The organism is Streptomyces sp. NPDC043870, from assembly GCF_056435785.1.
This window is the reverse complement of the sequence record NZ_JBWKDT010000082.1, coordinates 1-12,069: the sequence shown is the minus strand read 5'-3', so window position 1 is coordinate 12,069 and position 12,069 is coordinate 1. Positions and strand designations below refer to the sequence as shown.

The following is a 12,069-nucleotide window of genomic DNA, read 5'->3' as shown; positions in this document are numbered from 1 at the left end:
ATCCGGTCCGACAACCGCTCACCCGACGACTTCACCTGTCCAGGCCTTGGCACACCACACCCAACGACCCACCCCCAACAAAGTCACCGGTATTGCCTTTAGGCCTCATCCCCATCCCGGAATGGCCCACTCTGCGGACCGGCTGAGCGGTAGCCGCTGGCACGCGCTGTCGCCGATGGCCAGAGCCTTCGCCGACACGGTCATGGGCAACTGGGCCAAGATCCCGCAGACGTAAGGTAAGGGCCGAAAATCATGCCGTGCCGCACTGAGTCCATGACGGGTTCAGTCAAGTCCATGATGTGGCCAGTAAGGAATCACCTGTGCACGACCGTGCATCCCCTGAACTGATCGAACGCTGGTGGAGCGCCAACCGGCGCGGACCGCTTTCGACATCAGGGGCATCACGCACGCCCCCGACCGGTTCACGGAACGACTGGGCACCGAACCCGGGCCTTGGCTTGCCGCTGTCGCACTGATGGCCTCCGGCTTTCCCGGAAGTCTGGCGGAGCTGATCGGCGCGGCCCAAGCGGTGGCCCTTGCCGGGGAGTTACCGCCCACACCGCTCTGGGAATCGATCGATCAGCCGGTCGACCGGCTGCTGTCCTGGGCCCCCGAACCGGCTGTGGATCCCATCGTCCTCTGGATGGGGCCGGAGGGACGCCGGCTGCTCGCCGAACAGACCACGTATTGCTCGGCGAGGAAGGACGTGCAGTGGCAGCGAAGGTCATGCGCGGCCCCGGACTGGCTTGGGGGTTGGCCGTTGCCGGCCGTTTCGCTCGGTCACGGGAACGCCAGTATCTAGATCCGGTGGATGACCGAGTTCGCTGTACTTCGGGGTGAGGGAAGCGCCGACCGGTCCCCGGACAGCCCGGGCTTCCCGCCCACGGTGAGCAGGCACGGCGACTGCAGCGCGAGCGGGGCAGGAGGGGGAGCCGACAGGTCGTGTCCCTGCTGCGGGTGCCCGGCCATGCACTCACCGGCCGGGTGGGAATCATGGTCACCGTCGGCGCGGCCGTGGCCGGGAGCGGTGTGCTGGTCGGACTTTGGCGGCAGGTGATGGCCGGGCACGAACTGCGCCGCGGGCCCGGCGGCACTGGCGGCCATATGGCTCGCGGCGGTCTCGGCGCTCACGCCGTGCGTGTACAGGAGGCCGAATACCAGGGCGGCCAGCCACAGCAAGCGCAGCGGACCGGCCGAGAGGCGAGTCCGGCGCTTGCTGGAGGATGCCCAGGCCGTGACCACGTCCCGAGCCTGGCCGGTGGCCCAAGCCACCTCGCCGCCCCATCCCCCAAGGCCGCGATGCGGGTCCCGCTCAGCGTGGTGGAAGGCATCCGAATGCCGCCCGTGCGGGCCGGCGCTTTCCCGGCGCCGCGACCAAGGAGCGAGGCCTGTAACCGCAGAACGTGAAGTTCGGACAGGGAGGGAGAGGCGCGCCCATCGCCCGGCTCGCGCGGAATCGCGACGAGAGGCTGGTCCGCCGACGCTGACCCATCGACGCGGCAGGAGAGCCGACGGGCAGTATCGAACCCGTCGGTCAGCCTTTGGAGGGACGCGGGGCGCGCAGGTGCGCTCGCTCCCTTAGCTCCTCCTCGTCGACCAACGTGAGCATCGGCTGACCCGGCGCGCACACCATGGTCACGACGAACTTGGTCGGTGCGTCCGACAGGGCGTTGCCGTCCTGGTAGTGGATCACGTCACCACCCGGCTCCCAGAACGTCCCACCGGCCTCGACCACGCGCTCCGGCTCACCCTCGAGCTCGAACCGGAGCGCGCCCTCCATCACGTAGCCGAACGACGGGCCCGAGTGGCGGTGCGGAGGGAGCCCGGGGTGACCGGGAGGCCACTCGACGAGGATGGTCATGCCCGAACCACCTTCGGGAAAGAAGGGCGGAGTGACTTCCTGCAGCAACGTGACTTCAGGCGGCAACGAGCCTTGGTTTGCGGTCCCGTGCACCGGGTTGTCTGGCATGTCCATATCCCTCTGTAAGCGTGCCTGGGATGACGATCTTGTCGGTCACCGCTTTCTGGACCGGTGTACTGACTTTCGTTCGGCGGTGACCGAGTTCGTCGGTTTCGGTGCCTCGCTCAGCCGGTCCCGAAGACCACCCTGCCGCCTGTCGGCGACCGCCACCATCCGGGAGCCGGCGCCATCGAGAGCGCATCGCACGGTGTCATCGGCGGGCACCTGGCAGCGACGGCGGACGTTCACCAACGCCGTCTCACTCCTTGCGTGCGGTCAATGCAGCGGGACGGGGGCGGCATCGGTGACCGCTCTGCCATCCGGGGTCCCTGGCCGTCGCATAGCCAGACTCGACCCGGGGACGCCGTAGGCAGGGCCGGACCGTCCTCCGCGGAGGGCCGCAGCAGCAGCGCTTGCGCCCAGGCTGCTGATGCCGCCCGACTCCTCGACGCCCGCCGCGTGGTCCCTGTCCACTACGACAGCTGGGCCCACTTCACCGAAGGCCGCGACGAGCTGGCAGCCGCCTTCACCACCGCCGATCTGGCTGACCGCCTGGACTGGGGCCAGCGAGACTGAGCTGCAGTGCCTGAAACGCCAGCGACAAGGCAAGACTCCACGCCGCTCAAAGCCGGGGTTCGGCGGGCCGCCGGACCCCGCCCTGTCGGTACTGTCAGCACTTCTCAACAACGAGTAGTTCGATTACTGCGATCCCCTCATATGACTCCCGAACTCGTGCACATCCGCCGCCCGTGGTTCTGGCTCAAGTTCTGTGGTTGTGATGCTGGCCAGAGCTGAGAGCGTCGGCCAGTCGTGTGCCCGGGTCCCCGGTGGAGCGGTGGTTGGACTGTCCGGTCGGCCAGGTCGAGATCCCGTCGTCCACCCACCGCGGAACGACATGGAAGTGCAAGTGGGGCACCGACTGTTCCGATCCCGGTCCACTGGCGCTCAGGATGTTGACGCCTGAGGCGTCCAAGGCGGTCCGCATGGCCGCTGCCACGTGCTGGACCAGCGTCATCGTTGCGGTCAGGATCTCGGGCGGGGTGTCGAACACGTCCACGTAGTGACGCCTCGGAACCACCAGGGTGTGTCCTGGCGCGAGCGGGTTCAGCGGGGTGAAGGCACAAGTCACAGTTCCGCGGACTATCCAGCGCGCAGTGTCTTCACGAATGAGTCGGCAGAAAACGCAGTCCATATCCTCCGACCCTGCCACAGGCGGGATGGCGCTTCGCGGCCGGCCGGCTCGAGGGCGGGCCTCAGGTGCGGCCTGCGGGTTTCACAGAAGTTGAGCCAGAGCCCGTTCTTGTAAACAAAACCACCACCCGCTGCTCGGGGGTGGGACAGACCCGCTCACTCAAATTCCCCAGCCACAGGCGGCTGACCTGCGGACGGACGCCACACGGGAGGGGCCGGCCGATAGCCAGCCAGATTCAGGGGCGGGACGGCCCGAACGACGCCCATCGGCACTTCCATTGGGCGGGGCTGGTGGGGCACGGGTGGTGGGCTGGGGGCAGGCGTCGTGGCTGGTGCGGAGCGGGATTACTGCCAGGGGGATGTAGGGGTGCCGTCTGGGTCCAGCCCGTAAGGCCACCGCACTTCGGCCGGGAACTGCGTCCCGGGCCGCGTCGGGTGGGTGAGGCCAGCGTTGGCGGCCTGGCGGTAAAGAACCTCGGCACCCTGCCCGGCCACCGCATCCCCTGCCCGCGGCTGTCCCGTGGGCCGCGACACCTGCCCCAACCCCGGCAGCGACCCGATCCACAACTTCATGAACTACACCGACGACGCCTGCCGCAACACCTTCACCGCCGGCCAGACCCAGCGAATGAGGCAAGTGGCTGCCGTCGCTTCGAAGATATCCTCCTCAGGGAGGCCGAAGTCAGTACGGAGATCGACAAGGAAGAGCTTTATGTAAAGGTCCACCATCGACGCAATTTCAATGGTGCTGTAAGTCAAATAATAGAGAGTAATGAATTCCCGTTCGGCGCTTGATCAGACGGCGGGCCGCCCAGGCGGCCTGTGTCAGGGCTGCGGCCCCTCCTGCCCACGCCGCAGACGCGAGCAGGAGGGGCTGCCCCCTGGTGGAGCGACTCCCCGGTTCACTCGCGTAAGTTGCCTTCGGCCATACAGACCTGCAACGCTCCCGCAGGCTGTTACGCAGGCGCCTCCACGGCAGGACGCCGGTGGCAATATCCGCCGCACCGCGACCGCATCACCCGGGCCCTACAGCGAGGTGAGTGCTTTCCGGCGTTCCGCGAAGGTCAGGCCATCGGGACGCTGCAGGGTCGATTCCTTCGCCGATCCAGAATTCTGGGCGGTAGACGATCAGCCGGATAGTTACGTGCACTGGATGGCGGTTAGCCGCAAGGTGGCTGGTACCAGCGTTGGCGAGGCGTTGCTCGACTGGGCGACCGACCGAGCAAGATGCGGCCGCATGCCGCCCTGACGCCAGCCCCTGACATCAACATCCACGCACATCGGCGCACCCTCCAGGGACCGACGGCGCTGGTGAACGCCGGTTCACGACCACGGCTAGGCTCGCCCTGAGGCCCTGCCCGCGGGGCGCACACGCCTACGGATCAGGTGCAATCTGCTCACCGGGTTATGCGGATTACGTATGGGTGACCACGGGTTCGAGCGAGTGGTTCGAGTTGGAGCTGCCAAGCAGCTGCTCCTCTGCTAGATGGGTCGGCGCGGAAGGAAGACGAGGACCTTCCGGCGATCTTCGTCTCTGTGTAGGGGGCATGGATGAGCTGCGGGTGGACCGCACTTACTGACACTGTTGTAGTGAGGCAGGCTTGGGCTGCCCCGTAATCCGGCCGCATATGACCTGATCAGAGCGGTATCCCCGCGCGGTCTTAAAGCCGACGTCAATTAGTGCTCTGGCCTCCGTTGGAGTTGCCGGCGTCGGCGGCGCGCTTGTACCAGGTGCGGGCTCCTTTGGAATCCCCCTGCTCAGCCAACAGGAGGGCGAGGTTGAACATCGCATCTGAGTCGCCGGCGTCGGCGGCGCGCCTGTACCAGGTGAGGGCCCCTTTGGTATCGCCCTGCTCAGCCAGCAAGAGGGCGAGGTTGAACATCGCATCTGAGTTACCGGTGTTGGCGGCGCGCCTATACCAGGTGCGGGCTCCTTTGGTATCGCCCTGCTCAGCCAACAGGAGGGCGAGGTTGAACATCGCATCTGAGTCGCCGGCGTCGGCAGCGCGCCTGTACCAGGTGCGGGCGCCTTTGGTATCGCCCTCCTCAGCCAGCAGGACACCGAGGCTCAACATGGCTTCAGAGTTCCCGGCGTCGGCGGCGCGATGCAGCCAGGTGAGGGCCCCTTGGGTATCGCCCTCCTCAGCCAGCAGGACAGCGAGGTTGGACATGGCATCTGGGTCGCCAGCCTCGGCCAACCGTGCAGTCTCCTGCTGCTCCTGTTGCAATGGAGCGCCGAGCAGCCACAGTATCCCTCCGACCGCGGCTATGGCTGCGAGCGTCCACACGAGCCAGGGCAGCTCTGCGCCCACCACAGCCGCTTCCGCCGCGATGGCCAACACAAGCAACGAAGCGCCGAGCGAGCCAGCCCACCTCGGGATCCGCAGCGAGCGCATGCCCATGCCCTCAAGTCTTCCTGTGATCCAGGGCGAGGGCGACCGCTGGGGTAGCGGCGGAGCGATGCTGCCCGTGACATCAGTCGCTGACATCAACGTCCACGGATACCAGCGCACAACCACGGACCAGGGACGCTCCTCGATGCCATGTCGCGACCGCAGATAGGCTCGCCCGGAGCCAGTGGGGGTCCGTGGACGAACTTGTGAGCCACTCCTGCTATCGCCTTGGAGTCATACTCCCGGCCTTCATGGATGAGGACGTAGTCGCGAGCCTCCTTGAAGCGGTACTGCGCCAGGAAGGCCTCGCGCCAGCGCAAGCACGACCTCGCCCGAAACGGGCCGCGGTCATCGGGCTGGTGGTGGAGAGCGGGCAGCAGGTTCCAGCGGCGCTCGCCTTCATACGCCGGGCGGCAGGCAGGGCGGGCTGCGGCGCGTTCATGCTCAGCAACGGCGATGATCGAACGTCTAGATCCGCCAGGAGCGAATGCGGTCGGCGACGTCGTACGCGTCCGTGCGGCCAGCATCGATGTCTCGGGCGAGGTCGATCATCGCGCCGTACGGCGGATCAACAGCCTCGCCGGCAGCCTCCATGTACGCCACGGCGACTGCGGCACCGTACAGAGCGTTGCGCGCTGGGAGCGGGCGCAGCCGGATGAGGGCGTGCATCAGGGCGGCCGCGCGCCACGCGCTGTCGACGGTGACGCCGACCTGAGGCGTGTTCACGCGATGGCGGGCGACGGCCGCGACCAGGTTGGAAAAGTCGTGGACCTCGGGCTGCTTGGGCAGGACCTCCGCCTGACGCTCCAGCAGCCAGCGGATGTCGATGTGGAGCTCCACGTCAGGCCGCTCGCGCGGTGTCCAGTCGGTCCGGGGCGTCGTCGGGGAAGGCCGCATCGAACGCGTCGGCGTTCTCCGCGACGAACTGGCGGAAGACCTCTGCGGCACCTTCCAGACGGGGGTCGCGGACCGCGTTGCGCGCGGCTTCGGTGATGAGCGCGGTCACCGTGGTGCCCTCGGCCTCGGCCCGCTCCTGCAGCTGGGAGTAGAGCTCCTCGGGAACCCGGATCGTCACTGACTTCGACATACGCCGACCGTACAGCATCGCGTACAGCACCGGTATCGATGCAGGCAATCAACCCGCAACACCTCGCCAGGCGCCAGCCGGGGGAGCTGCAGATCGTGCACGGCGGTTGCTTGTACCGGGTGGTCCGGGTCGAGCAGGTAATCGACATGCAGGAGACCGGCCCTCGCACGCCTGGTCCGGACGACCGCGTCTTCGTCAAGGAGCACGACAACTCCTCGGGATCAGTATCCTCACCCGGTCATGAGCTGGTCGGGGGTGGGCTCATACAGTCGGGCCTATGAACCCTCCAGAGCCCACTGATCCGCAGGCTGAAGCCGCACAAGGCCGCGTCGCTCTCTGGCTCGATCCGCAGGACCTGCGCTGGCTGGCCCAGCACTGCTGCTGCAGCGACGACGCGACAGATGAAGACCGAGACCGTTGCGGGCGCCTCCGGTTCCGCGCCAGCGCCGCCTTGCACAAGAACCAGCACCCTCGCTGAACGCCAGCACACGCGCCATCACGGAATCGCGGTCAGGGCCCGAATTTTCCTCACTGTGGCTCTTCGCCCCAGTTGGTTCACTGAGCGAACCAACTGGGGAATGTGGGGAGCGGAAAGCAGAAGGACTCACCGGTTGCTGGGGCGGTGAGTCGTTGCGTGCGGGGTGGGTCAGCGGGACGAGACGAAGCCAGCAGACTGGTCGAGGTGGAATGGTGAGCCGGGGCTCTTGGGAGTCCAGCCAGCGGCGAGAGCGGTGCGGATGCTGTTAGCCACCTGGGCAGGTAGGACCGGGCTGCCGTATGTTCCGAACCAGTTGCTCGGGTGCGGCTGGTTGGTGGTGATCACCAGTGTGGTGCCGGAAGTCTCGGCGTGCTCGACCGCGTAGGTAAGGGGTGACCAGACCAGGCCCTGGTCATAGGTCGGCCGGCCGCGGAGTCGCCACCGGTAGGTGGTGCCGTCCACGGTGATGAGCCGCGATTCCTTTTTGACCAGTGCCATGTCCACATCCTTTCCCATGTGACGGTAGTGAACGGTGGCTGATCGTGTCCTGCCGATTCTCCTCGGGTGTGTTGTCGGCGTACAACCTCGGCTCCCCACTTGCGTACGGATGAACGTCCCCGTCTACGGTTCAGGGGTAGCAGAGCGTTGGAGGACTGGGTTGGAACTGTGGGACCAGAACGTTGCGCCGTACGAACAGGAGCTGGAGGCGTTGGACAGCAGCACGAGGGCCGACCTCGTGCTGGACGTCGTGGCATCGACGATTCCGCTCTTCGAGCCGCCGTTTGACGACTTCTTCCCGGAACCGCACCGCGAGCTGGTCAAGTCCGTACTGACCCTGCGCGCACAATCTCCAGCGAGCTGGTGGGACGACACGGCCTTCGCAGGAGACTTCCTGACTCGTTACGACCTTCTGCCGGATGTCCCCACCAGGCAGGCGGTCGGTCCCTTCCTGATGGCGCTGGTTCGACTCTTCGAAGCACCTGGTGGCTTCCTGTCAGCCGACGAAGCGCTGGAGTGCCTATCCAGCTGCTACGAGGCAATCCTGGTATCCCAGTTGACTGGCCGAGTCACAGTCGAAGACGAGAAGCAGGACCCCTCGTGCCAGCAGGCCATTGCGCGGCAGACGGGCCTCGTCCTGCGAGCGCTCGATTGAAGCCGCGCGAACAGTAAGTTTCAACGATCACGGGGTATGGCACAGCTTCCGAGTCCGCAAGGAACGTGTTCCTCGCGGATAGCCGGCCCGGATCAGGCGACGTCGTTCTCTCGCTCGATGGCCATGAGGCGGTTCTTCAGCCGGTAGCTGGGGCCGTTGCTGGAGATGACGTCGCAGTGGTGAAGGAGGCGGTCAAGGATGGCGGTGGCGAGGACTTCGTCACCGAAGACCTGGCGCCCCATTCATCGCTCAGTCCTCCTCGCCCGCCACAGGCTGGTCGACCGCAGCCTCGGCCATGACGAGGCCACCGCTCACGGCTTCCCTGTCGTCGATTCCGACGTGCCGAATGAAGGCCCACCGGTCCAGCTGAGTATCATGCCGGATCTCCACCTCTGTGGGACTTCTTCCGCGGCAAACTGCTGATACGTCACCTGCGCCGCTACAAGTCCCTGCTCGACATCTCGGACGAGCTGGCTTGGTCCTTCTACGACCCCGTACGCCGCGCGGCGGGAACCAAGACGGGACGGTACCCCAAGGAGCCGCCGCTGACCTTCTTAATGCGTCGTCCCGTACCCTTCGCCACGGCCCGAGGCGCGGACTTCGAGCCACTTCTGTCCCACGGCAGGCAGCGGACATTCGACGGCCGCAGCGCGGCCCAGCACCTGCCATTCCCCCTCATGGGTATCCCATGGTCCTGCGGCCGCCACATCCCAGCGCTCCTGGCAGTCGCCCACGAGACCGGCCATCACATCGAGGACGACTTCGGCCTAGCGCCGGCGCTCGCGTCCCGACTCGCGGAACGATCCGGCCTCGCCCCGCAGCGATTGGCTCACTGGGAACGCTGGCTCGGCGAGACATTCGCAGACATCTGCGCCACCGGAGCCTGCGGAGCCGCGTATCTCTGGACGCTGACCGACGCCATCGGCCCCGCGGATGCGCACGGCGAAACCGGGGCCGGGAGACTATCCGCCAGCCCGCCTGCGCGCCCTCGTCTGCCCACGCAGCCATGCCACCGGGCACCACCAGCCTCTTGCCCCCGCTCCCCGGGGAACCCGATCCTTTGGACGATGAAGCAAAAGCCATCGTCACCGCCCTGACCGGCGAGGGGCTAGAAGAACTCAATGGCCGCACCCCGCAGGACATCTTCGGCCTACGCCGACCCCATGGCCTCACCGCCACCGTGGACCGGCTGCTGAACACCCTGCCATCCGGCCGCGGGGACGTGCCAGGCATCCTCGCCGCAGCAACTCTCGCGTTCGTGGAAGAACCTGACACCTATATCGAGCGAGGGGTAGGGGAGCGCGCGCTCAAAGAAGTACTGGCACTCATCGCCCAGGCCCCCCGCGCCAGCACGGACCACAACATCCGTGCCCGACGCGACACCGCATCGGGACTGGGCTTCTTCGACGCCCTCTCCGCGCCCGAGAACGAGCAACGAGGCAGCTGACCGGGCGTAAGCGTGCATAGAACTGCTGCGCACTCGGCAAGCTTGGCCGGCTTCGTCAGACCGTCGTGAGGACCGTTGCTCGTCGGCCCGAGCGGCACCGGGACTATTGGCTCGGGCTCGGCTGATGTGCCCGGTGTGCGTCGCGCAGCAGATCGGGGGCGAATTGGCGGTGCTTCTTGGCCAGTGGTGGCCAGATGCGCGAGGCCACCGGGCGGTCGTAGCGGATGAACGTGGCGAGCGAGACCTGTTCGTCATCGGCCTGGACGACGAGGTGCCCGGTCAGGAACCAGGATCGGGCCTCGAGCCTGATCCAGTCGTCGCCGCGGTCGGCGATCGGCCATCCGGCTACCCGGTCAGGTGAAGCCGTGAGTCGCAGGCCGAGCAGTGCCCGCCAGATGAACTGCCCCGCGCGGCCCGCCACGTCCTCGAACAAGACCCTGGCCCACTGCTCCGGTGATCTGCCCGGCAGCCCGCCGGTCATGGTGAAGAGATCGACGTAGCTGGGATCGGTCATGGTGCTGAGGGCGCGGATCTGCTCCGGGACCGGCTGCTGTTGGCGGACGGCCGGGACGGAAGCCGTGCCCACTCTCGAGTCACGCATTGGTTCGACGTTCATACGGCCTTCCTTTGCGGTCGGACTGCTCAGCGGCACGATCATGCTAACCTACATGCATGTACGTATGTAAAGTGATGGGGTGCTGATGGCCGGGAAGCCGGAGGGGGTTCGCCGGACGCAGGCAGACCGGCGGGCCCAGACCAGGGCGGCTCTGTTGGAGGCCGCGGCGCGGGGGCTGTCCATGTACGGGTACGCCAATCTGGTCCTGGAGCGCGTGGCCGGCGACGCGGGTTATACGCGCGGTGCCCTGTATCACCTGTTCGCCAACAAGGAAGAACTTGCGCTCGCGGTGGTGAAGTGGGTCGAGGAGACCTGGGAGGCCGAGGTGGGCCGCCTCGTCGCCGCGGAATCCGACCCTGTCGAGGCGCTGTTGGCGCTGGCGCGGGGGCATGCCGTCTACTGCCGCCGCGACGTGGCCAATGTCATGATGACCTTGAGAGTCGAGTTCGCAGGCCAGGACCATCCGGTCGGCCGGGCGATCACGGACATCGTCGACCGGCTCGAAGCCGACTGCGCCGGCCTGATCGCCGCCGGGCGCAGCAGCGGGGCCATCCCGCCAGGGCCGCCGCCCGCCGAGACGGCATCGGCCTATCTCGGCGTCGTCGAAGCGGTCGGGATCCAGCTCGCCGGACACGCTCCCTACGACGTCGAACTCGCCGAAAGAGCCGTCCGAGGCCTGCTTAACCTGCCACCTGTCCCGGAGGTCCACGGATGAAACTGCCCAACACCGCGCACACGTCGCGTCCCTGGCGGATCCACGAGATCACCCCCGACTTCGAGGTCGAGGACGTCTGGATGCTGCCGACACCGGGCGGTCCCGACGCGTTCCCCCGGCTGGTGTCGACCATGGTCTCGGACACGGAGTCGGACAGCTTCCCTCAGGGCGCCCCCTTCGTGGTCCGTTGCCTCTGGGCGGCCCGGCAGAAGATCGGAGCACTGTTGGGATTGGACGGCAAGGACGCCGGTGTGGACTCCCGGGTGCCCTCGCTCCGGGACCGGCTGCCGAGTGATCTGCGTACGGAACCACGGGGCCCGGACTTCAACGACGTGCCCTTCACCTCGCTGTATCTGCTCCAGGACGAGTGGGCGTCCGAGATGGCCAACCGGACCGTACACACCGTCATGCACATGAGCTGGGTTCCGGACGGCTCCGGCGGCTATCGCGGCCAGATGGCGGTCCTGGTCAAGCCGAACGGACGGCTCGGTGCCGCCTACATGACCGCCATCAAGCCGTTCCGGTCCCTGATCGTGGTTCCGGCGCTCATGCGAAGCATCGAACGCGGGTGGAGGGCCGGCGCGGACGACGCGGCCAAGGCTTAGAGACCGTCTCGCGAGGCGGGTTGTCCGTCAGGACGACCCGCCGCTTCGAACACGAGTCGCACCTGGGGCGCGGCGGTGCTGCCTGGCCAACGGCAAGTGGCGCGCGACTGCGGGCGCGTACCGCAACACCGGACGGGCCCAGAGCCACACACGACGTAGCGATTGTGCGCTTCTTCGGCTCAGCCACGGATCGCCGCTTCAATGGCCTTCTGCGCCCGATTCTTGGTCGGTCTGCGCCCGTACAAGCGGGCGCAGAAGGAGGCCAGCACCTCGATCACGTCGCGCACGGGTTCGTCTTCCAGTTCCCCGTCATCCGGCACGACGAGCCGAGACGGCCGCCGTGCCCCGTGGGGGAGGGCACGGCGGCTGCCGGTTCACGGTCGGGCGTCGCTGACTACTCGACGACCTTCAGGAGCTTGTTGGG

16 protein-coding genes and 3 pseudogenes are annotated in these 12,069 nt (G+C 67.0%); 6 read left to right on the top strand and 13 right to left on the bottom strand.

Annotation, left to right across the window (positions count from 1 at the left end):
• Positions 1 to 358 precede the first annotated feature (358 nt).
• Positions 359 to 802: a hypothetical protein gene (locus tag AC0699_RS38365; RefSeq protein ID WP_478670779.1), complete on the top strand. Its 444-nt coding sequence runs from the start codon at positions 359 to 361 to the stop codon at positions 800 to 802.
• On the opposite strand, the gene AC0699_RS38360 is transcribed toward AC0699_RS38365, so the two are convergent.
• Both AC0699_RS38360 and AC0699_RS38355 read right to left on the bottom strand, forming a co-directional pair.
• Positions 799 to 1,242: a hypothetical protein gene (locus tag AC0699_RS38360; RefSeq protein ID WP_478670775.1), complete on the bottom strand. Its 444-nt coding sequence runs from the start codon at positions 1,240 to 1,242 to the stop codon at positions 799 to 801. The two genes, AC0699_RS38365 and AC0699_RS38360, sit on opposite strands and share 4 nt — an antisense overlap.
• A gap of 292 nt (positions 1,243 to 1,534) precedes the next feature.
• Complete coding sequence (locus AC0699_RS38355; protein WP_478670771.1) at positions 1,535 to 1,969, bottom strand: cupin domain-containing protein; 435 nt, start codon at positions 1,967 to 1,969, stop codon at positions 1,535 to 1,537.
• A 408-nt stretch (positions 1,970 to 2,377) separates the two neighbouring features.
• Here AC0699_RS38355 and AC0699_RS38350 point away from each other — a divergent pair.
• Positions 2,378 to 2,536 (top strand): annotated as a pseudogene (locus AC0699_RS38350) (MBL fold metallo-hydrolase); the annotation flags it as partial.
• Between the two features lie 184 nt (positions 2,537 to 2,720).
• Here the strand turns inward: AC0699_RS38350 and AC0699_RS38345 are convergent.
• From AC0699_RS38345 to AC0699_RS38315, 7 genes are all read right to left on the bottom strand, one after another.
• The gene (locus tag AC0699_RS38345; RefSeq protein WP_478670767.1) at positions 2,721 to 3,152 is read right to left on the bottom strand and encodes an HIT family protein; all 432 of its coding nucleotides are present in this window, start codon (positions 3,150 to 3,152) and stop codon (positions 2,721 to 2,723) included.
• Positions 3,153 to 3,727: 575 nt separating this feature from the next.
• Positions 3,728 to 3,910, bottom strand: a complete 183-nt coding sequence (locus AC0699_RS38340; RefSeq protein ID WP_478670762.1) for a hypothetical protein — start codon at positions 3,908 to 3,910, stop codon at positions 3,728 to 3,730.
• Between the two features lie 914 nt (positions 3,911 to 4,824).
• A complete protein-coding gene (locus AC0699_RS38335) occupies positions 4,825 to 5,553 on the bottom strand; it encodes a tetratricopeptide repeat protein (RefSeq protein WP_478670758.1) in 729 nt (242 codons plus the stop codon).
• Between the two features lie 86 nt (positions 5,554 to 5,639).
• Complete coding sequence (locus AC0699_RS38330; protein ID WP_478670753.1) at positions 5,640 to 6,071, bottom strand: ScoMcrA-related endonuclease; 432 nt, start codon at positions 6,069 to 6,071, stop codon at positions 5,640 to 5,642.
• A complete protein-coding gene (locus AC0699_RS38325) occupies positions 6,013 to 6,384 on the bottom strand; it encodes a toxin Doc (protein WP_478670748.1) in 372 nt (123 codons plus the stop codon). The genes AC0699_RS38330 and AC0699_RS38325 overlap by 59 nt, the downstream gene beginning before the upstream one ends.
• Before the next feature lies 1 nt (position 6,385).
• Positions 6,386 to 6,631 carry a YlcI/YnfO family protein gene (locus tag AC0699_RS38320; protein WP_478670744.1) on the bottom strand — a complete coding sequence of 82 codons (246 nt, stop codon included), beginning with the start codon at positions 6,629 to 6,631 and terminating at the stop codon, positions 6,386 to 6,388.
• A gap of 646 nt (positions 6,632 to 7,277) precedes the next feature.
• Entirely contained in the window at positions 7,278 to 7,607 is a 330-nt protein-coding gene (locus AC0699_RS38315) for a hypothetical protein (RefSeq protein WP_478670740.1), read from the bottom strand.
• Between the two features lie 160 nt (positions 7,608 to 7,767).
• On the opposite strand from AC0699_RS38315, the gene AC0699_RS38310 reads away from it, so the two are divergent.
• Complete coding sequence (locus tag AC0699_RS38310) at positions 7,768 to 8,262, top strand: hypothetical protein (protein ID WP_478670734.1); 495 nt, start codon at positions 7,768 to 7,770, stop codon at positions 8,260 to 8,262.
• 92 nt (positions 8,263 to 8,354) lie between these two features.
• Here AC0699_RS38310 and AC0699_RS38305 read toward each other — a convergent pair.
• Together AC0699_RS38305 and AC0699_RS38300 are read right to left on the bottom strand one after the other, a co-directional pair.
• Positions 8,355 to 8,495: pseudogene (locus AC0699_RS38305) on the bottom strand (ATP-binding protein); the annotation flags it as partial.
• A gap of 16 nt (positions 8,496 to 8,511) precedes the next feature.
• Positions 8,512 to 8,652 carry a hypothetical protein gene (locus AC0699_RS38300; RefSeq protein ID WP_478670731.1) on the bottom strand — a complete coding sequence of 47 codons (141 nt, stop codon included), beginning with the start codon at positions 8,650 to 8,652 and terminating at the stop codon, positions 8,512 to 8,514.
• A 670-nt stretch (positions 8,653 to 9,322) separates the two neighbouring features.
• Between AC0699_RS38300 and AC0699_RS38295 the strand changes: the two genes are divergently transcribed.
• The gene (locus AC0699_RS38295) at positions 9,323 to 9,709 is read left to right on the top strand and encodes a hypothetical protein (protein ID WP_478670728.1); all 387 of its coding nucleotides are present in this window, start codon (positions 9,323 to 9,325) and stop codon (positions 9,707 to 9,709) included.
• Positions 9,710 to 9,812: 103 nt separating this feature from the next.
• Here the strand turns inward: AC0699_RS38295 and AC0699_RS38290 are convergent, their stop codons facing one another.
• Entirely contained in the window at positions 9,813 to 10,325 is a 513-nt protein-coding gene (locus AC0699_RS38290; RefSeq protein ID WP_478670724.1) for a hypothetical protein, read from the bottom strand.
• An 85-nt stretch (positions 10,326 to 10,410) separates the two neighbouring features.
• Here AC0699_RS38290 and AC0699_RS38285 point away from each other — a divergent pair, with 85 nt between their 5' ends.
• Together AC0699_RS38285 and AC0699_RS38280 are read left to right on the top strand one after the other, a co-directional pair.
• A complete protein-coding gene (locus AC0699_RS38285) occupies positions 10,411 to 11,040 on the top strand; it encodes a TetR/AcrR family transcriptional regulator (RefSeq protein ID WP_478670782.1) in 630 nt (209 codons plus the stop codon).
• Entirely contained in the window at positions 11,037 to 11,645 is a 609-nt protein-coding gene (locus AC0699_RS38280; protein WP_478670720.1) for a DUF2867 domain-containing protein, read from the top strand. The genes AC0699_RS38285 and AC0699_RS38280 overlap by 4 nt, the downstream gene beginning before the upstream one ends.
• A 179-nt stretch (positions 11,646 to 11,824) precedes the next feature.
• Here AC0699_RS38280 and AC0699_RS38275 read toward each other — a convergent pair.
• Positions 11,825 to 11,974, bottom strand: a pseudogene (locus AC0699_RS38275) (IS607 family transposase); the annotation flags it as partial.
• Positions 11,975 to 12,069: the final 95 nt, after the last annotated feature.

What these genes read in the sequence shown, in the direction of transcription:
- AC0699_RS38355 (WP_478670771.1), bottom strand. Translation starts at nt 1,969, where the DNA reads ATGCCAGACAACCCGGTGCACGGGACCGCAAACCAAGGCTCGTTGCCG.
- AC0699_RS38345 (WP_478670767.1), bottom strand. Translation starts at nt 3,152, where the DNA reads ATGGACTGCGTTTTCTGCCGACTCATTCGTGAAGACACTGCGCGCTGG.
- AC0699_RS38335 (WP_478670758.1), bottom strand. Translation starts at nt 5,553, where the DNA reads ATGGGCATGCGCTCGCTGCGGATCCCGAGGTGGGCTGGCTCGCTCGGC.
- AC0699_RS38330 (WP_478670753.1), bottom strand. Translation starts at nt 6,071, where the DNA reads ATGCTGGCCGCACGGACGCGTACGACGTCGCCGACCGCATTCGCTCCT.
- AC0699_RS38320 (WP_478670744.1), bottom strand. Translation starts at nt 6,631, where the DNA reads ATGTCGAAGTCAGTGACGATCCGGGTTCCCGAGGAGCTCTACTCCCAG.
- AC0699_RS38315 (WP_478670740.1), bottom strand. Translation starts at nt 7,607, where the DNA reads ATGGCACTGGTCAAAAAGGAATCGCGGCTCATCACCGTGGACGGCACC.
- AC0699_RS38290 (WP_478670724.1), bottom strand. Translation starts at nt 10,325, where the DNA reads ATGAACGTCGAACCAATGCGTGACTCGAGAGTGGGCACGGCTTCCGTC.
- AC0699_RS38285 (WP_478670782.1), top strand. Translation starts at nt 10,411, where the DNA reads ATGGCCGGGAAGCCGGAGGGGGTTCGCCGGACGCAGGCAGACCGGCGG.
- AC0699_RS38280 (WP_478670720.1), top strand. Translation starts at nt 11,037, where the DNA reads ATGAAACTGCCCAACACCGCGCACACGTCGCGTCCCTGGCGGATCCAC.